Here is a 17793-nt window from a genome sequence, read left to right as displayed (position 1 = left end):
CACCCCACCCCGGCGGTGATCGCCTGCGGCCATGCGGGACGATGGAGGGGTGGCAGGTATGAAAGGCAAGCAGACGGTCTGGGACATGGTCCGGTCGCTGGCGGTGATCGGCGTCGTGGTCGCGGGTATCTACATCTTCATCCCGCACGACGACAAAGCCGACCCGACGCGCACGGTCGACTACCGGGTGGAGACCCTGACGGCCCGGCGCGCGGCCCCGTACCCGGTGGCGGCCCCCGTGGGCCTTCCGGAGCAGTGGCGGGCGACCTCGGTGACCTTCGAGCGCAAGAACGCCAACGCCTGGCACCTGGGCTTCCTGGACCCGCAGAAGCAGTACGTGGCGATCGAGCAGACCACGGACGCCTCGCAGAAGAACCTGGCCAAGCTCACCCAGAAGGCCGCACCCACCGGGCAGACCCAGCAGGTCGGCGACCGGGCGTGGGAGCGCTGGGACGGCGAGAAGTACGACGCGCTGGTGCGCCAGGACCAGGGCTACGTCACGGTGGTCACCGGGACGGCCTCCTTCGAGCAGCTGGGCGCGATGGCGGCGGCGCTGGAGTTCAAGCAGGGCCAGTGAGGCGCCGTGCGCCGCACGCGCAGGACGTGCGAAAGGCCGCCCGTCCCGGGGAAACCGGGGCGGGCGGCCTTTTCGCGTTCCGTCGGGCCGGGGCTCAGACGGTGGTGATGACCTCGTCGTAGGCCAGGCGCGGCGAGCGGGGGTGGAAGGCGTCCTCGCCCGGCTTGCCGATGTTGACGACCATCAGGGCGGAGTGGTCGCCGTCGAGGAACTCCTTGCTGATGCCGTCGAGGTCGGCGCCGGTCATCGGGCCGGCGGCCAGGCCGGCGGCGCGCACGCCGACGAGGAAGTAGGCGGCCTGCAGCAGGGCGTTGCGGCCGGCGAAGGCCTCGCGGGACGGGCGCTCGGTGAAGAAGTCCTTGACCTGCGGGTAGTGCGGCAGGAGGGTGTCGAACTCCTCGTGGAACTCGTTGTCCGCGGCGAGGATCGCGACCAGCGGGGCAGCGGCCGTCTTGGCCTTGTTGCCGTCCGACATCAGGTTCACCAGGCGCTCGCGGGCCTCGGCGGAGCGGACCAGGGTGACGCGCAGCGGGGTCGCGTTGAAGGCGGTCGGGCCGTACTTGACCAGGTCGTAGATGGCCTGGACCTGCTCGTCCGTGACGGGCTCGTCCGTGAAGGTGTTGGCGGTGCGGGCCTCACGGAAGAGGAGGTCCTGAGCAGCGGCATCGAGAACGAGAGACATCGTTAAGCCTTCTTCTGTACGGAGCTGAAGCGATGTCCCCGACTCTACGGCGAAAGTAGATGAAATTTCAACTAACTCTCCGTGTTGGTGACGCGGATCACTCCTCGCGGCCCCCGCCGTCCTGCGCCTCCGCCGCCTCACGGGCCGCCAGCGCCGAGTCCAGCCGGGCGCGTGCGCCCTCCAGCCAGTGCCGGCAGACCTTCGCGAGCTCCTCGCCGCGCTCCCAGAGCGCGAGCGACTCCTCCAGCGAGGTCCCGCCGGCCTCCAGCCTGCGGACCACTTCGACGAGCTCGTCACGGGCCTGCTCGTAGCCCAGCGCCGTATCGGTCTCAGTCATTCCCGTGTCCCATCGTAGATGTGTATTACAGCGATTTTTCGGCCGGAACGAGTCCGTCTCCAGCGGCTCCCGAGTCCGCCTCCAGGACGCTCACCGCGAACTCCCCCTCCGCCACCCGCGCGCGCAGCGCCTCGCCCGCCGCGACCTCCCCGGGCGCCCGCACCACATGCCCGTCCGCCCGCTGGAGCACCGCGTACCCGCGCTCCAGCGTGGCCGCCGGCGACAGCGCCACCACCCGCGCCCGGGTGTGCTCCAGCTCGGACTCGGCCCGGTCCAGCAGGTGCCCGAGCGTGCGCCGGCTACGGGCCAGCAGCGCCTCCAGCTCGTCCTCCCGGGTCTCCACCATCCGCTGCGGATGGACGAACACCGGCCGGGCCAGCGCGTGCGCCAGCCCCCGCTCCTCCCGCTCCAGCAGCCCGCGCAGCGCCCGCAGCCCCCGGCCCTGGAGCTGGCGCACCCGCTCCAGCTCCTCACCCACGTCCGGGACCACCTTCTTCGCCGCGTCCGTGGGCGTGGAGGCCCGCAGGTCCGCCACCAGGTCCAGCAGCGGGGTGTCCGGCTCGTGCCCGATCGCCGAGACCACCGGCGTACGGGCCGCCGCGACCGTCCGCACGACCTCCTCGTCGGAGAACGGCAGCAGGTCCTCCACGCTCCCGCCGCCCCGCGCCACGATGATCACGTCGACCTCGTCCAGCGCGTCCAGCTCCTTGACCGCCCGCACCACCTGCGGCACCGCGTGCACCCCCTGCACGGCCACGTTGCGCACCTCGAAGCGCACCGCCGGCCAGCGCCGCCGGGCGTTCTCCAGCACGTCCCGCTCGGCCGCCGAGGCACGCCCCACCACCAGCCCGATCAGCTGCGGCAGGAACGGCAGCGGCTTCTTGCGCTCCAGTGCGAACAGCCCCTCCGAGGCCAGCGACCGCTTCAGCCGCTCCAGGCGCGCCAGCAGCTCCCCGATGCCGACGGGCCGTATCTCGGTGACCCGCAGGGACAGCTGCCCGCGCGGGGCGTACCACTCCGGCTTCGCCAGGACGACGACCCGCGCACCCTCCGAAACCACGTCCGCGACCTCGTCGAAGACCTGGCGGAAGCAGGTCACGCTGACCGAGATGTCGTGCGACGGGTCGCGCAGCGTCAGGAACACCACCCCCGCCCCCGGCCTCCGGGACAGCTGCGTGATCTGCCCCTCCACCCACACCTGGCCCAGCCGGTCGATCCAGCCCCCGATGAGCCGGGACACCTGACCGACCGGCAGCGGCGCATCAGCCGACGTATTCAGACCCATGGAGGCAGGCTAACGGGCGACGCTGACAGCGACTCAGGCCCCGGGCCGGATGTCGTCACCCGCGCGGCGACGCTGCACGAACAGCACCCCCAGCCCCACCGCCAGCCACACCGCCCCCATCACCTGCGCCGTCCGGGAGGCCTCGACGATCACGGCGACGGTCACCGCCGCGCCCAGCACCGGCGCCACCAGGTGCCTGCCCCAGCTCGGCGGGCCCTCCGCCCGCCGCACCACGAACCAGCCCACCACCGAGGCGTGCAACAGGGTGAACGCCACCAGCGCCCCGATGTCCACGACCGACACCAGATGGTCCAGCCCGTCGTCCCGCCGGGCCGCCCACACCGCCGCGACCAGCGTCACCGCCGCCGCCACCAGCAGCGCCGCCCTCGGCGTACCGCCCGAGGTGCGCGCCAGGGCCGCCGGCAGCCGCCGCTCCCGGGCCATCGCGAACAGCAGCCGCCCCGCCGCCGCCTGCCCCGCCAGCGCCGCGAAGGCCGCCCCCACCGCCTTGCTCACCGCCACCAGGTCGTGCAGCCACCCCCCGACCGAGGCCTCCACCGCCGTATAGAACGCCGGCCCCTGCAACGCCGGGTCCGCCGCCAGCTCCGACGCCGAGAACGGGGCCAGCAGCGCCGCCAGGTACGTCTGCGCCACGAACAGCACCCCGGTCAGCGCCAGGCAGAACAGCACCGCCCGGGCCACCCGCGCACTGCCCCCCGTCACCTCCTCCGCGAACGAGGCGATCGCGTCGAAACCCAGGTACGACAGCACCGCCACCGACACCGCCCCCACCACCGCCGCCGTCGAGAAACCCAGCGAGCCGTCACCGGTCAGCGGCGACAGCCAGCCGCGCCGCGCCCCGTCCCGCACCAGCACCGCCACCGCCGACACCAGGAAGACGAGCAGCACCACGACCTCCATCGCCAGCACCGCGAACCCCACCCGCGCGGCCGCCCGCACCCCCCACAGGTTCAGCAGGGTCGTCACCGCCACCGCCAGCGCCGTCCACACCCACCGCGAGACCTCCGGCACCAGCGCGTTCATCGCGATCCCCGAGAACAGGTACGCCACCGCCGGGATCAGCAGGTAGTCGAGCATCGCCATCCACCCCGCGACCATCCCGGGCCCCTCCCCGAGCCCCTTGCGGGCATAGGTGAACACCGACCCGGCCTGCGGGGCCACCCGCACCATCTGCGCGTACGAGAACGCCGTGAAGCCCATCGCGACGGTCGCGGCCAGGTACACGAGGGCCACCGCCCCGTGCGACCGGGCGTCCAGGGCCCCGAAGACCCCGACCGGGGCCATGGGCGCGATGAAGAGCAGCCCGTACACCACCAGATCCCGGAAGCCCAGGCTCCGCCGGAGCGCCGCGGGCGCGGCCGTACCGGGATCCACAGCGGCTGCCATCGTTCCTCCGGAGGACGGTGAGGACGGACGTTCGACCCAGTCTCTGCCGGACGGGGGACGTCCGGCCTCCTGGAGCCCCCCGTACGATGGAGCGTATGACTGCCCCCGCTCCCGCTTCCCGCCGCGTCCTGCTCGCCGCCCCGCGCGGTTACTGCGCGGGCGTGGACCGCGCCGTGATCGCCGTCGAGAAGGCCCTTGAGCAGTACGGCGCCCCGGTCTACGTCCGTCACGAGATCGTGCACAACAAGTACGTCGTCCAGACGCTGCAGAAAAAGGGCGCCATCTTCGTCGAGAAGACGGAGGAGGTCCCGCCGGGCAGCATCGTCATGTTCTCCGCGCACGGCGTGGCCCCCGTGGTGCACGAGGAGGCGGCGCGCGGCAAGCTCGCGACCATCGACGCGACCTGCCCCCTGGTCACCAAGGTCCACAAGGAAGCGGTCCGGTACGCCAACGAGGACTTCGACATCCTCCTCATCGGCCACGAGGGCCACGAGGAGGTCATCGGCACCTCCGGCGAGGCCCCCGACCACATCACGATCGTCGACGGCCCGGACGACGTCGACAAGGTCACCGTCCGCGACGAGTCCAAGGTCGTCTGGCTCTCCCAGACCACCCTCTCCGTCGACGAGACGATGGAGACCGTCGACGCGCTGAAGACGAAGTTCCCGCTGCTCGTCTCCCCGCCCAGCGACGACATCTGCTACGCCACCTCGAACCGGCAGGCCGCCGTCAAGGCGATGGGCGCCGACGCCGACCTGGTCATCGTCGTCGGCTCGAAGAACTCCTCGAACTCCATCCGCCTCGTCGAGGTCGCCCTGGACGCCGGCGCCCGCGCCGCCCACCTGGTCGACTTCGCGAGCGAGATCGACGAGGCCTGGCTGGAGGGCGTCACCACGGTCGGCCTGACCTCGGGCGCCTCGGTGCCGGAGGTGCTCGTCGAGGAGGTCCTCGAATGGCTCGCGGGGCGCGGCTTCGTGGACGTCGAGATCGTCAAGACGGCCGAGGAGTCCATCACCTTCTCGCTGCCGAAGGAGCTGCGCCGCGACCTGCGCGCCGAGGCCGCCGAACTGGTGGCCCAGGGCTCCGACGAGTAGCCCGCGCGGCGGCTCGTTCGTACGGTGAGTCCATGCAGATCTTCGGTGTGGACATCGGCGGTTCAGGGATCAAGGGCGCTCCCGTGGACCTGGACCGCGGCGAGCTGGCGCAGGAGCGCCACAAGGTACTGACACCACATCCGGCCACCCCCGACGGGGTGGCCGGAGGCGTACTCGAGGTGATCCGCAACTTCTCCTGGGACGGACCGGTCGGCGTCACCTTCCCCGGGGTGGTCACCCACGGGGTCACCAGGTCGGCCGCCAACGTCGACAAGGGCTGGGTCGGCCTAGACGCGGCGGCCCTGCTCTCCGGCCGGCTCGGCGGCCGCCCGGTCACGGTCCTCAACGACGCCGACGCGGCGGGCGTCGCGGAGATGACGTACGGGGCGGGGCGCGGCGTCCCCGGCACGGTCATCCTGCTCACCCTGGGCACGGGCATCGGCAGCGCCCTCTTCCGCGACGGCCGGCTCGTGCCGAACACCGAGCTGGGCCACCTGGAGCTCAAGGGCCACGACGCGGAGACCCGGGCCTCGGTGAAGGCCAAGGAGGACGGGGACCTCAGCTGGGAGCGCTGGGCGCACCGGCTAGACAAGTACCTGGCCCACGTCGAGATGCTGTTCTCCCCGGACCTGTTCATCCTGGGCGGCGGGGTCAGCCGCAAACCGGAGAAGTTCGTCCCCCTCCTCACGAACGTCCGGGCGAAGATCGTCCCCGCGGCGCTCCAGAACAACGCGGGCATCGTCGGCGCCGCCATGGCCGCGCGCGACGGCCTCACTCAGTAGGCGACGGACCTCACTCAGTAGGCGGCGGAACTGCTGCCGCGGCGCGCCGCCCGCCGCCGCCCGCTGAGCGCGGCGCGCCGCACCAGCGCGATCAGCGCCGCGACCAGCGTGCCCGCGTACAGCCACCCGGCGTGCAGGGACAGCGCCGACACCACCCCCATGAGCTCCCCGCCGAAGCCGCCGGAGCCGCCCGACACGGGCCACACTCCGGCGGCGAAGGCGATCGGCACGCACACCGGCGCGGTGATCAGGTCGGCCGGCCGCACCCACAGGGCGGTCGCGGCCGCCACGGGCAGGAACAGCAGCCCGTACGCGAACAGCGAGGAGTCGAACAGCAGCCACGAGATCCCCGCGACCAGCAGCATCGCCACGCAGGCGAACAGCCCGCCGCCGAGCCCGGTCAGCCTGGGCCGCGGCGTCCGCCGCCCGGCCGGGGCCGCGGGCCGGGGCCGGCGCGCCGCCCGGGCGACCTGCGCGGGCACCTGCGGGTGACGTACTGAACGCATCCTGTATCGCTCCACCCCACCAACCTAGGCGGGAGGCCGCGCTCAGCCCGCTCGGACACGCGTACAACGACGTGCGCTCATCGGAAGAAAGTAAACTGTCCGACGGCCCACTCCGGGCCGCCGCCCCCACTCAGCTACGGGAAGTCGCCAACGTGTCGCTCACGATCGGAATCGTCGGCCTGCCGAATGTCGGCAAGTCGACCCTGTTCAACGCCCTGACCAAGAACGACGTACTGGCGGCCAACTACCCGTTCGCCACCATCGAGCCGAACATCGGCGTCGTCGGCGTCCCGGACAAGCGCCTGGCCGTCCTGGCCGGGATCTTCGGCTCGCAGCGCATCCTCCCGGCCACGGTCGACTTCGTCGACATCGCCGGCATCGTGCGCGGCGCCTCGGAGGGCGAGGGCCTGGGCAACAAGTTCCTCGCGAACATCCGTGAGTCGGACGCCATCTGCCAGGTCATCCGCGCCTTCAAGGACGAGAACGTCGTCCACGTCGACGGCAAGGTCTCGCCCAAGGACGACATCGAGACGATCAACACCGAGCTGATCCTCGCCGACCTCCAGTCCATCGAGAAGGCGATCCCCCGGCTGACGAAGGAGTCCCGCCTCCAGAAGGACAAGGTCGCGGTCCTGGCGGCGACCGAGAAGGCCCAGAAGATCCTGGAGAACGGCGACACCCTCTTCTCCCAGGGCATCACCAAGGGCACGGAGCAGGGCGACCTCCTCCACGAGCTGCACCTGCTCACCACCAAGCCGTTCCTCTACGTCTTCAACGTGGACGAGGACGAGCTGACGGACGACGCCTTCAAGGCCGAGCAGTCCGCCCTGGTCGCCCCGGCGGAGGCCATCTTCCTCAACGCCAAGCTGGAGGCGGACCTCGCCGAGCTGGACGACGAGGAAGCCCTGGAGCTCCTCCAGTCGGTCGGCCAGGACGAGCCGGGCCTCGCCACCCTCGGCCGCGTCGGCTTCGCCACCCTGGGCCTCCAGACCTACCTGACGGCCGGCCCGAAGGAAACCCGCGCCTGGACCATCAAGCAGGGCGCCACGGCCCCCGAGGCGGCCGGCGTGATCCACACCGACTTCCAGCGCGGCTTCATCAAGGCGGAGGTCATCTCCTTCGCGGACCTGGTCGACTGCGGCTCGGTCGCGGAAGCCCGCGCGAAGGGCAAGGCCCGCATGGAGGGCAAGGACTACGTCATGCAGGACGGCGACGTGGTCGAGTTCCGCTTCAACGTCTGAGCGTGTGAATTAGCACCACGTCGCTCACTGGGCAAACCTGCAGGTCAGAAGGGCCCACCTCCTCGGAGGTGGGCCCTTGGCTTTTTCCCGTGCCGGGATAACTGACAGCCCGTCAGGCATTTCTCCCCCTGGGTGGCGCCGAGAGTGGTACGTTATTAGGTACCACTTGAGGGAAGAGGTCAGGTCATGTCCATAACCGCGAGCGAAGCCCGCAAGGAACTCTTTCCGCTGATCAAGAAGGTCAACGAGAACCACGAGGCCATCGAGATCGTCTCGAAGCACGGCAACGCCGTGCTCGTCTCGGCCGAGGACTACGCGGCGCTGCGCGAGGGCTCGTACCTGCTGCGCTCCCCGGCGAACGCCCGCCGGCTGCTCAAGGCGTACGAGAACGCCCTGGCCCACGTCAATGTGTCGGAGCGGGAGCTGATCGATCCGGACTCGGCAGACGCTGGTGCGGGTGCCGCGTGAGGCTTGTCTTCGAGGATCAGGGCTGGGAGGACTACACGTCCTGGCTCAAGAACGACCGCAAGATGCTCGCCCGGATCAACAAGCTCATCGAGGACGTCAGGCGTGACCCGTTTTCGGGGATCGGCAAGCCCGAACCTTTGAAGTACCACCTGCCTGGCGCGTGGTCGCGGCGGATCGACGACGAGCACCGCCTCGTCTACCTGGTGACCGACAAGGAGATCGTCATTCTCGCGGCTCGGTACCACTACTGACCGACCGTGCTGGGATGGTGCTGGGAGAGGCCCGTCCGAAACGGCGTTTCCACAGGTCGTAGCTCTGCGCTCGGCGTTCCGGTTCAACGTCTGATCGCATCCCTAGAGGCGCCCTGACCTGCTAGAACGCGGGTCAGGGCGTGGTGCTGTCCGCAACAGTCCGCAGATCGGGTCGACCCGGAGGGGGGAAGCAGTACGCCGCTGGGGCCTTCGAACCGTAGGCGCAGTGTCGCGCAGACGTCGCCGTATTCGTGCGTTGGCTTGATCGTTCACGTCTGCGGTGGGGAGGGGCGTCGTGAGTGGGCTTGCGCCTGACTTGGAGTTCATCGCGCTGGGGCATGAGCTGGCACTGCAGCAGGGGATGGCCGGTGACGACGACGCAGGACGCTCGTTTGCCAAGGTCTACGCGCCAGCGGCGTCCACAGCTCTGGACAAGATGGGATTCAGCTCCTACATCCTCGGGGCCACGAGCCGTGGTCTGATGCGTAATGCCCGTGAATTCATGGCTCAGGAGAGCCGCACGGCGTCGGCGTTCCTGGGGAAACAGGTCGACCTGACTGTGGGCATGGGTGACCCGGGCGCCGACTGCACGGAGAGCTGCTTCGGCCTCGGGCAGGAGCTCCCCGGAGTGGTGGGCGAAACCGCTTGGTACGACCAGTGCGCGCCAGCAGGACGTAGCGACCGGTTCCGTGGTTCACCGGAGAAGATCCGCGCCGTTGGTCGGTCCTGGCAGCACGCCGGCTCCCTCTTGCAGCGGCTCCTGGAAGATGCCCAGACCTACGCCTCGACCGCAAGTAGAGCGCACTCGGGGGAGGTAGCGGATGCCTTCCAGTCGTACTTCAAGCACTGTGTGGGTCTTACCTGCCCTCCAGCAAAGGCGCAGCAGGACGAGCCGTTGGTTACGAACCTGGTGGCCGCGTGCTCTCAGCTGGCAAAGGCGTGTGCTCGGTACGCCGATCACGTGGAGGCCGCCAAAGCGAAGATCCGGGACCACAAGAACGACCTGTTCGAAGTGGACATGCCCTGGGACACACCCATGTTCGGAGGCAACGGCTACGACGGCGGGCTGCACGATGCCGTTCTCGGCGACTCCTGGATACACGACCTGGGAGACGTCGCCCACGCCCTCGACTCTTCCGCAGCGCGAGTCACGCTCCCCGATGCAGGAGGCCCGGCGGCTCCGGGGCTCCCCGGGGTGCCGTTCCTGCCCCCGCTCATCCGCCTGCCCGTTCCCTTGCCGATCAGGCTCGCGTCGTAGGGGACCCCTGCACTCCTGCCGATGGTCAACTCTGTCGACCCCGGCATCCCGTTCGCTGATCCCATTGCCCCGGTGCCCGGTACTACCAAGCTACTCACGGCCTCGGAGCAGCAGCAGTTCCGTACGTGGATGAACTCGCTCACGCCTGGCGCCGGGAAGAACCGTGGACTGATGGTGGACGGCATACGGCCCGTTGACGGATACCTCGTCGAGGCGAAGCACGTTCGTGATCCCGACTGCAAGAAGAAGAGCTTCCGATCCCTTGACCGCTTGGAAGAGATTCTGACCAAACCGATCAAGGTGGACTCGCAGGGAAAGATTGCTTGGGATCCCGTCATCGACTCCATGTACGCCGGTGACGAGAAGGAGCTGGTCCGGTACAAGCAAGCAATGGAAAACCCCGCGAACAGCGAGATACGGGGGCTGGAGATTGTCACGAACAGCAAGGACAACGCTGCCTACTGGCAGTCCATGATGGCGATGTCGGGTACGCCGGGCTCGACGCGATACGTGCCGTGAGACAGAGGAAGACCGTGCCCACTGAACGGAATATCCGAACCAATTTTGCCTTCTACCCGCCCCAGGGCGACGGCGGAGCTTGGCGAGCCACGGCCGAGTCTCTGGAGAGGGCTCTGAGAGAGGCGTTCCAAGAGCCGGCCGTGGAGTGTCGGATCTCGGGGATCCACAGTGTGCCCGTCCTCGATTTCGAGATCGAGCTGGCGCCTGGCGTATGGATCGACGGGACGGCGTCGATGCCTAAGCCCGACTACGCCTACATCACTCTGACCGACGTGACCGCAGGCGAAGCCGCTGTCTTCGCGCGGTGGCTTCGGGACTCCTTTGTGCCCGCACCGCACCTCGTCTGGTTCGCCGCTGCCGGCCGAGGGTGGGGAGGAAGAGATCGCGGCGGAGCTGCGCAGGCACCTCGACTCCGTCGAGACCCCGTAGGCCAGTCTGCAGACAGTCCGCAGGACACCGTAAGCGACCGTCGGGACCCAACGCTCACCAACGGAGAAACGCCTGGTCAGGGACCCTTACAGGGATCCGCCGCAGGTCAGACTCGGGCCGCAGACATTCCGCTTCAACGTGTAGTCGCATACCCATAGATGGCCTGACCTGCGGGAACGCGGGTCAGGCCATTGTGCTGTCCGCAACAGTCCGCAGAAGGGGGCGCGACCCCGAGGAGATGCAGTGCTCCGCTGGTCTGCGAGAGCGCCGGCGAGCGTCGTCGCAAGTGGTGGAGCGTTTGTTGCCTCGCTGGGCGTGCAGCTGGTCGCCCCCCACTGGAACGCATGCTCCTGGTGCTATCGACAAGGAGGCCGTCCATGCCCAGGCGGCGAGACTGCATTGAGTATCTGTACGGAGGTGGTTGGTTTCCACCGATGACTGCTGGAAGCGCTATCAGCGTCTCGGGGCGTGACGGTACGAGCAGATAACGCTGAAGTCACAGGTCAGGCCGCGATAGGTGAACAGGCTCTGGGTGGCCCCTGAGCTGGGGCTCGGAGGTCAGACAGTGCGGATGACAGGAGCGGGCTTGACGTCCAGGGCGTCGATGAGGGCGTGGATGTCGTCCGGGTCGGAGGTCCAGATGATCGCGCCGAGACTGGCTGCCATGACGACGACGGTGGCGTCGACGACATCGGCCGTGCCGGCCTTGCCGCACAGCACGCCTGCGGTCTTGGCGGTTTCCAGGCCGACCGGCACGACGTCGCATCCGGCGAGGAACCTACCGAGCCGTACCCGGCGGCGTGAGTCCCGCCAGGCCTGGCTGACGACGATGGAGGGGACGTGGATGTCCCGGCCGTCTTCGAGGGCCAAGCTGTGGCGGGCCCACATGCGCCGGTCGTTGTTGTCGATGGCGATGAGCGCCCCGGCGTCGTACAGGTAGGGGATGTTCACGCGGCCGAGGCCCCGGAAGCGCCGAGGTGTTCCGCGTCGGCGGCGGCCATGTCTGCGCGGGCAGCGGCGAGGTCCTCCGGGGTGAAGGCGCCGTGCTCGGCCTGCCACTCCCTTATGACGGCTCGGCCCGCCCGAAGCCGCAGTTCGCGCTCAGCCGCTCCGGCGACGAGTCGGGAGAGAGGGATGCCCTCTTCCTTGGCTGCGCCCGCCAGGGCTTCGACCAGGGATTCATCAAGGGTGATGGTCACCTTCTTGCTAGCCATACAAATACCATAGCGCAATATGGCGTCCGAACGGATGGCCTTTGCCTCGAAGGGGTGGGGGTGGCCACCTGGGCCGGATGGCCGACCACAGGGGCGTAGCAGGTCGGAATCAAGGCGGGGGCCGCGGCGAGGCCAGTGGCGGCCCGCCAGTCCGCAGACGGTCGCGGGACACTCGTAGGCAGCCGTCGGGACTCAACGCTCGCCAGCGGGGAAATGCCTGGTCAAGGCGCTGTGTTCGGCTGCGTCGCAGGTCAGGATTGGGCCGCAGGCATTCGGCTTCAACGTGTGACGTCTCGTCAAGAGCTGTGCCCAACCCGCTTGTTGGCGGGTCGGGCGCAACCTTCTGTCCGCAGGGAGCCCTCGCCCCGTGATGGGGGGCAGTGGCAGGTCCTGTCGGCGTGAGATGCCTCAGACCTTGACGACTTCCACGGAAGGGCCGCACAGGAGCGTCAGATCCTCGGGGTCGGACGTGAGGACGGTGACGGGCCGGGGTGCGTTGCGAGCGATGACGGCGAAGGCGGCGTCGATGGCGTACTTGTGGCCATGGAGATGGTGGGTGCGAAGGAGGGCGGCGGCCTGGTCGGTGACCTCCTTGGTGACGTCGCGAACGTCGATGCGGGAGAGGACCCACTTGATGCGGGCGGGGTGGATGCGCTCGTAGTCGGCCTCAAGGGTGGTCATGGCGCTCGTCGCCACGCGGACGCCTTCTTCCGATGCCGCTTGGAGCAGAGCCACGACAGTGCGGTCCTTGCGGTAGAGCTTCGACAGGCCTTCGCAGTCGAGCAGTAGCGTGCCGGGCATCAGGCAGCGGCCCCGCCGGCCTGCCGGTGGTCATGGCGCAGCAGAGCGCGGGCCGCCTCGACCTCTTCGCGGGTGAGCTCGTCATTGTCGGTCTCGAAGTCGGCGACGATCTGCCGGAGCTTGTCCATGGCGACCCGTTGTTCGAGGGCCTCTGCGACGTAGGCGGAGAAGCCGCCAGGGCCGACGTGGGCGCGCACGGCTTCGGCGAGGTCCTCGGGCAGGCTGATCGAATACTTCCTGCTACTACTCATGATGCCGATCCTACCAACGGTAGTAAATTGTTGTGCCCGCCGGCCCCGATGGGTCGACTCCTCCGGGAGCCGGCCCCTTCGTCGTCACCCTGCTGTGTCGTAAACGGTGGAGCGGTGCCCGACGTGCACGACCCAGACCACCAGCTCTCCGTTGTCGATCGTGTAGACGATGCGGTAGTCGCCGACGCGCAGACGGCGCCTCTCGGGCTGGGACACGAGTGCGGTGGTGTTGACGCCGAGAGGGTCGGTCTCCAGCTCGGTCAGCCTGGCAAGGATGCGCAGCGCCATGTCACGAGGGATCTTCCGAAGCGCGGCCTGCACCTCAGGGCGCAGGACGGTGGCGGGTTCCGGCAAGGCCCGCACCGTTGTGTGCAGGCGTTCAGCTGCGGCGGGGTGGTGTGAGCTTGCCGAGGTTCAGGGTGATCTCTAAGGGCACCAGGCGCTGGAGTGATCCGCGGAAGATCCCAGCGGGCGCGATCTGCCGGTCGGTCCGTCGAGCTCGTAGACGTGCACGACAGGCGAGCCGTCCTCGTCCTCGATGCACCAGTGGTGCCGAATGCCGGTCTCCGCGTATTTGCGGAGTTTGACCGTGCGGTCGCGGTGCGCGGACTCGGGGGAGACGACCTCCACGACGAGTTTCACGTCGTCGGGGGCGTACCAGGTGCGATCTCATCGGCGACTCGTGGTCGAAGCCGCGCACGAGCACGCCGGCCGGGGCGAAGAGCACCGAGAACTCGTCCCCCGAGCCGATCCGCATCAGGGCCGCCTCCACGCCGGGGTCCCCAGGCGGGGTCGAAGGAGTAGCGGGCGGACCACGGGTCGTCGCCGATCGCCGTGTCCAGTACGGCCAGTGCGCGCAGACGGGCGCGGAGCGCGGCGGGGTCGGGGAGGAGGGCGGCGGTCGTGTGCACGGCGCTCATGGCGCCATGGAAACAGCCGCCACTGACACCCGGTGACGGGCGACCGGCCGAGCGGGCGGGCTCGGCCGGAGGGCGGAGGGCGGAGGGCAGGGGCGAGGGGCGGGGCGGTCAGGCCTTCGTGAGCTTCGTCCAGCGGCGGGAGAGGGCCTCGGCCTGGCGGACCGAGTCCAGGGCCAGGTTGCCGCCCAGGAGGAGGCGCAGGCCGCTGTAGATCTGCTGCCACTCGTCGAGGAGGTCCGCCAGGGGGCCGTCCCAGTCCCGGACGGCGGACTCGCGGGCGGTTTCCGCCAGGGACATCGCCGACTGGAGGAACGCGAAGGCCGTCACCCCGTTCGCCCGGTCGGCGGACAGGGCCAGGTCGAAGTGGTTCTTGCCGCGGAGGTAGAACTCCTGCCAGCGGTTGTCGCCCTGGGTGGCGAAGTAGTGGGCCTTGTTGATCAGGATGGTGCCGCAGGTGGTCCGGGTGAAGGCGTCGTCCAGGAGGTTGACCGCCCGTTCGGCGAAGGACTCGGCGCGGGACCAGTCGTTCTGGTGCTTCGCGTGGATCGCCCGCTGCTCCCAGTAGCGGGCGTTCCAGTCGCCGAACTGGGAGCGGAGCTTCTCGTAGAAGAGCTCCACGTCGGCGTTCGGGAACATGCTGGTCAGGAGCTTCTGGGTCATCGCGTAGCGGACCAGCATGGCGGCACGGTTGCGGACGCGCAGGCTGTCCTGGTTGACCAGGGGCGCCAGGTTCTGGATGCACTCCCGCAGGGAGGTGAGGGCGCCGCCGGTGCCCATGGACGTGACGATGTGGTCCATGAGCAGGTCCCGCTGCCGGGCCACGAGGATGTCGCCGCGGATCTCGATGAAGGAGCCGAGGTTGCTGCTGCGCTGGACCGCCCGGACGATCGTGTCCGAGGAGACGCGCAGGGCCTTGGCGCACTCCAGCACGCTGACCGAGTTGCGGCCGCGGCTGGCGATGGACAGCAGCAGGATCAGGGACTTCTTCCAGTCGGCGTCCAGGGAGAAGATCTCCTGCTCCATGCGCTTGCGGAAGCCGACCCCGTACTCCAGCTCCATCATCGCCGAGAAGACGTCGCGGCCCATGAAGTGCCCGACCCGCTGCCGGTTGTCCATGTCCTCCAGCTTCCCGAGCCGGCCGAGCTTCTCGCGTTTGGCGACGAGCGTCTCCGCGTCCCGGCGCTGGAGCCGGCCCGGGACGGCCGCCGTCATGCGTTCCTCGTACGCCCCGACGAGGCGGGCCTCCAGCTGGAGGTTGCGGCCCGGCAGCTCCGCCGCCACCACGTAGATCTCCGCGGTGCCCTCCAGCCCGGCCTCGCTGAGCAGCTGGTCGATGTCGTCGGCGAAGTCGGCCGCGCCGTCGATGAAGAGGACGGAGGGGCCGTGGCCGCTGAACTTGTCGACCAGCCGCTGCACGTCGAAACGCCCCGACCGGTCGAAGAGGTACGAGCGGACGCCGGCCTGCCGCGCGTTCCTCGCGATCCACAGCAGTCCGCTGGAGACCCCGGTCAGGCGGGCCCCGTAGATGAGGTGGATCCCCGGCCGGTGCTCCTCGGAGGCGGCCCAGTTCGCGATGGACCGGGAGACCTCCTGCATCCAGGAGAGCGGGGCCACCAGGTCGTCGACGGCGTCGCACCACAGGGGCTCGTCGCCGTCGAGGTAGCGGTGGGTGTTGGGGCGCGGCCCCGGGTGGTTGGTCTGGAGTTCCTGCACCTGCGGGACGCTCAGCCGCTCGCTCTGCGCCAGCTCCAGCAGCGCCCCCTTGTCCAGCCCGACGTGGGCCAGCCAGTCCCCGGTGAACTCCTCGGCGGTGCCCTTGTAGACGATGAAGCCGTACTTCTTCAGCTCCCACTCGTTCTCGGGCGAGATGTAGGGGTCGACGACGAGGGAGGGTGCGGGCGCGGTGGGGCGGTTGCGGGTCAGCAGCCGCTCGACGTCCGGGTCGTCGAGGAGCCGGGCGCCGACGACCACGAGGGGCTTGGCGCCGATGGCCGAGGCGAGGACCCCGTCCCAGACGACGTGCTTCTGGGCGGCCGCCTGGTACTCGGAGAGGGAGAAGATCAGCTTGCGCGGCTTGGCGTCGATGATGTGGCCGTGGAGGTGGATGACCTCCAGATCGCCGGTCTCCGAGAAGCTGTCGTCCCAGGAGATCGTCCGCGCGGGCCGGTACGGGGCGAGCGGGCTGGAGCGGTAGGCCTGTTCGACGGCGTCGTCGACGTTGAGGGTCCACACGCGCCGCCAGGGCAGGCAGATCAGGTCGGTGAACCACGCGGAGTGTTCGACCTCCCCGAAGACCTTCTTGAGGAACCGCCACACCGCCTCCGGGGAGGTGCCGAGGACCGCGCGCTGGTAGGCGCGCGACAGGGTGTCCTCCTCGGTGTTGATCGGAACCTGCCGGTACTCCTCGGCGAGCGCCTTCACCAGGGCCTTGGCCATCGGCACCGTGCCGTGCCGGTTGCGCGCCCCGTGGCTGGCGCCCGCGCCGAGGAGTATCTGGTACGAGCCGTTCCGGGCAGCCGTCTTGAGGTAGCGGAGCTGGTTCGCGGTCAGCAAGGACTGGAGCTTGGACAAGGGTGGACTCCTTGCGGGAGTGCGCGGTCGAAGCGTCAAGCCTGGCACGGGGGAGGGGAGTTGGCGGGCGGTCGGTCAGAGACGGTCCGATGTATCGGTTCTGCGGCCGGTGCCGTCCCGCGGGGGCCGGGGTCCCGGCCCCCGCGGCGCGGGGGCGCGGGCCTACAGTCCCCGGACCGAGGCGACCGAGAAGGTCGTCGGGGTGCCCGTCGAGGGGGTCAGCGGGCCGCCCTTGTCGAACTGGGAGCGGACCACCAGGGTGCGGCCCGGGGTGCGGGCCAGGGTGGTGGGGATCTGGAGGTCCGGGTCCGTGAGGGTGTGGAGCAGCCGGGCGCGGGTGCCGTCCGGGGTGAGCTGCCAGCGGGTCAGGGTGTTGCTGGTGTTGTGGGCCGCCCGGAGGGTGCCGCCGGGGGCGAGGTCGAGGCCGTCGGCGGCCTTGAGGTCGCCGCCCGTGAGGGTGACCCGGCTGAGGGCGCCGGTGGCGAGGTCGACGCGGTGGAGCTCGCCCGCCGTCATGTCGACCGTCAGCAGGTAGCGGCCGGCCGGGTCGGCGGTGATGCCGTTGAGGGAGACGCTGCCGGGCGGCCCGGGGGTGATCTGCCCGCTCAGGTCGTAGGCCGCGGTCAGGGTGCCCGAGCCGGCCCGGAGCTGGGCCGGGGTGACCCGGTAGATCACCGCGCGGAAGCTGTCCGTGAGGTAGGCGGTGCCGTCGGGGGTGATCGTCAGGTCGTTGACGAAGTGCGGGGTGGCGGTGTCCGCGACCTCGAAGTGCGCCAGGCGCTCTCCCGTCGCCGTGTCGTAGACCGCGACGCCGGCCGTGGAGTCGGTGACCCACAGGCGGCCGCGGGCGTCGACGCGCAGGCCGTTGGCCGTGTGCCGGCCGTCGGTGCCGGAGGGCAGGAACACCTCGGCCGCACGGGCGCCGGGGCGGGCGCGGTAGACGGTGCCGTCCGCGTACGAGCCGACGTACACCGTGCCGGTGCGGGAGTCTGCGGCTATGCCCTCGGGGTAGACCTTCGCACCGGGGAGCGTGAACGCCGTGGACACGCGGGCCGGGCCGGGGGCCGCGCCGGTGGTGAGCGCCGTGGCCAGGGCCAGCAGGGCGGCGGTGGGCAGGACGTATGACAGCTTGCGCATGAGTGCATCCTTTTGAGTGAGTGAGTTCGAAGAGTAATTAGGGTTCTAATCCTTGGCAAGGTC

Annotated in this window: 20 protein-coding genes and 1 pseudogene; 8 read left to right on the top strand and 13 right to left on the bottom strand. The window is 69.7% G+C overall.

What is annotated here, in order from left to right; genetic code table 11:
* Positions 1–58: 58 nt before the first annotated feature.
* Positions 59–577: a DUF4245 domain-containing protein gene (locus AB0F18_RS12160; RefSeq protein WP_362058177.1), complete on the top strand. Its 519-nt coding sequence runs from the start codon at positions 59–61 to the stop codon at positions 575–577.
* Between the two features lie 94 nt (positions 578–671).
* Here AB0F18_RS12160 and AB0F18_RS12155 read toward each other — a convergent pair whose 3' ends face one another.
* The 4 genes from AB0F18_RS12155 to AB0F18_RS12140 form a co-directional block, all read right to left on the bottom strand.
* Entirely contained in the window at positions 672–1259 is a 588-nt protein-coding gene (locus tag AB0F18_RS12155; protein ID WP_362058138.1) for a malonic semialdehyde reductase, read from the bottom strand.
* A 97-nt stretch (positions 1260–1356) separates the two neighbouring features.
* The gene (locus tag AB0F18_RS12150; protein ID WP_362058135.1) at positions 1357–1596 is read right to left on the bottom strand and encodes an exodeoxyribonuclease VII small subunit; all 240 of its coding nucleotides are present in this window, start codon (positions 1594–1596) and stop codon (positions 1357–1359) included.
* A 25-nt stretch (positions 1597–1621) separates the two neighbouring features.
* Positions 1622–2881, bottom strand: coding sequence for an exodeoxyribonuclease VII large subunit (gene xseA / locus AB0F18_RS12145; protein ID WP_362058132.1), 1260 nt, complete (start codon positions 2879–2881; stop codon positions 1622–1624).
* 33 nt (positions 2882–2914) lie between these two features.
* Positions 2915–4288 (bottom strand): APC family permease, encoded by a 1374-nt coding sequence (locus AB0F18_RS12140; RefSeq protein ID WP_362058129.1) that lies wholly within the window; start codon positions 4286–4288, stop codon positions 2915–2917.
* Between the two features lie 86 nt (positions 4289–4374).
* On the opposite strand from AB0F18_RS12140, the gene AB0F18_RS12135 reads away from it, so the two are divergent.
* Together AB0F18_RS12135 and ppgK are read left to right on the top strand one after the other, a co-directional pair.
* The gene (locus AB0F18_RS12135) at positions 4375–5382 is read left to right on the top strand and encodes a 4-hydroxy-3-methylbut-2-enyl diphosphate reductase (RefSeq protein WP_362058126.1); all 1008 of its coding nucleotides are present in this window, start codon (positions 4375–4377) and stop codon (positions 5380–5382) included.
* Between the two features lie 32 nt (positions 5383–5414).
* On the top strand, positions 5415–6164 hold the full coding sequence (gene ppgK, locus AB0F18_RS12130; RefSeq protein WP_362058123.1) for a polyphosphate--glucose phosphotransferase: 750 nt from the start codon (positions 5415–5417) through the stop codon (positions 6162–6164).
* Positions 6165–6178: 14 nt separating this feature from the next.
* On the opposite strand, the gene AB0F18_RS12125 is transcribed toward ppgK, so the two are convergent.
* Positions 6179–6670 carry a DUF6542 domain-containing protein gene (locus AB0F18_RS12125; RefSeq protein ID WP_362058120.1) on the bottom strand — a complete coding sequence of 164 codons (492 nt, stop codon included), beginning with the start codon at positions 6668–6670 and terminating at the stop codon, positions 6179–6181.
* A gap of 152 nt (positions 6671–6822) precedes the next feature.
* On the opposite strand from AB0F18_RS12125, the gene ychF reads away from it, so the two are divergent.
* The 5 genes from ychF to AB0F18_RS12100 all read left to right on the top strand — a co-directional run bounded on the left by ychF (position 6823) and on the right by AB0F18_RS12100 (position 10407).
* Positions 6823–7911 (top strand): redox-regulated ATPase YchF, encoded by a 1089-nt coding sequence (ychF, locus tag AB0F18_RS12120; protein WP_362058117.1) that lies wholly within the window; start codon positions 6823–6825, stop codon positions 7909–7911.
* 186 nt (positions 7912–8097) lie between these two features.
* Positions 8098–8379, top strand: a complete 282-nt coding sequence (locus AB0F18_RS12115) for a type II toxin-antitoxin system prevent-host-death family antitoxin (protein WP_099889684.1) — start codon at positions 8098–8100, stop codon at positions 8377–8379.
* The gene (locus tag AB0F18_RS12110) at positions 8376–8630 is read left to right on the top strand and encodes a Txe/YoeB family addiction module toxin (protein WP_168530032.1); all 255 of its coding nucleotides are present in this window, start codon (positions 8376–8378) and stop codon (positions 8628–8630) included. The genes AB0F18_RS12115 and AB0F18_RS12110 overlap by 4 nt, the downstream gene beginning before the upstream one ends.
* Positions 8631–8925: 295 nt before the next feature.
* Positions 8926–9888, top strand: coding sequence for a hypothetical protein (locus AB0F18_RS12105; protein WP_362058113.1), 963 nt, complete (start codon positions 8926–8928; stop codon positions 9886–9888).
* A 21-nt stretch (positions 9889–9909) separates the two neighbouring features.
* Positions 9910–10407, top strand: coding sequence for a restriction endonuclease fold toxin-2 domain-containing protein (locus tag AB0F18_RS12100; RefSeq protein ID WP_362058110.1), 498 nt, complete (start codon positions 9910–9912; stop codon positions 10405–10407).
* Positions 10408–11394: 987 nt separating this feature from the next.
* On the opposite strand, the gene AB0F18_RS12095 is transcribed toward AB0F18_RS12100, so the two are convergent.
* The 8 genes and pseudogenes from AB0F18_RS12095 to AB0F18_RS12060 form a co-directional block, all read right to left on the bottom strand.
* Positions 11395–11787, bottom strand: coding sequence for a PIN domain-containing protein (locus AB0F18_RS12095; RefSeq protein ID WP_362058107.1), 393 nt, complete (start codon positions 11785–11787; stop codon positions 11395–11397).
* The gene (locus AB0F18_RS12090; RefSeq protein ID WP_362058104.1) at positions 11784–12050 is read right to left on the bottom strand and encodes a hypothetical protein; all 267 of its coding nucleotides are present in this window, start codon (positions 12048–12050) and stop codon (positions 11784–11786) included. Before AB0F18_RS12090 ends, AB0F18_RS12095 begins: the two co-directional genes overlap by 4 nt.
* A 408-nt stretch (positions 12051–12458) precedes the next feature.
* Complete coding sequence (locus AB0F18_RS12085) at positions 12459–12851, bottom strand: DNA-binding protein (protein ID WP_362058101.1); 393 nt, start codon at positions 12849–12851, stop codon at positions 12459–12461.
* Positions 12851–13102, bottom strand: a complete 252-nt coding sequence (locus AB0F18_RS12080; protein WP_362058098.1) for a hypothetical protein — start codon at positions 13100–13102, stop codon at positions 12851–12853. The genes AB0F18_RS12085 and AB0F18_RS12080 overlap by 1 nt, the downstream gene beginning before the upstream one ends.
* A gap of 84 nt (positions 13103–13186) precedes the next feature.
* Entirely contained in the window at positions 13187–13456 is a 270-nt protein-coding gene (locus tag AB0F18_RS12075) for a type II toxin-antitoxin system RelE/ParE family toxin (RefSeq protein WP_362058095.1), read from the bottom strand.
* 25 nt (positions 13457–13481) lie between these two features.
* Positions 13482–13771, bottom strand: a pseudogene (locus AB0F18_RS12070) (Uma2 family endonuclease); the annotation flags it as partial.
* Between the two features lie 359 nt (positions 13772–14130).
* The gene (locus tag AB0F18_RS12065; RefSeq protein ID WP_362058092.1) at positions 14131–16593 is read right to left on the bottom strand and encodes an SIR2 family protein; all 2463 of its coding nucleotides are present in this window, start codon (positions 16591–16593) and stop codon (positions 14131–14133) included.
* A 162-nt stretch (positions 16594–16755) separates the two neighbouring features.
* A complete protein-coding gene (locus tag AB0F18_RS12060) occupies positions 16756–17730 on the bottom strand; it encodes an SMP-30/gluconolactonase/LRE family protein (RefSeq protein ID WP_362058089.1) in 975 nt (324 codons plus the stop codon).
* Between the last annotated feature and the right edge of the window lie 63 nt (positions 17731–17793).

This window comes from Streptomyces sp. NPDC029216, assembly GCF_040648015.1.
Lineage (GTDB): Bacteria > Actinomycetota > Actinomycetes > Streptomycetales > Streptomycetaceae > Streptomyces.
This window is presented reverse-complemented; position numbering and strand designations above follow the sequence as displayed.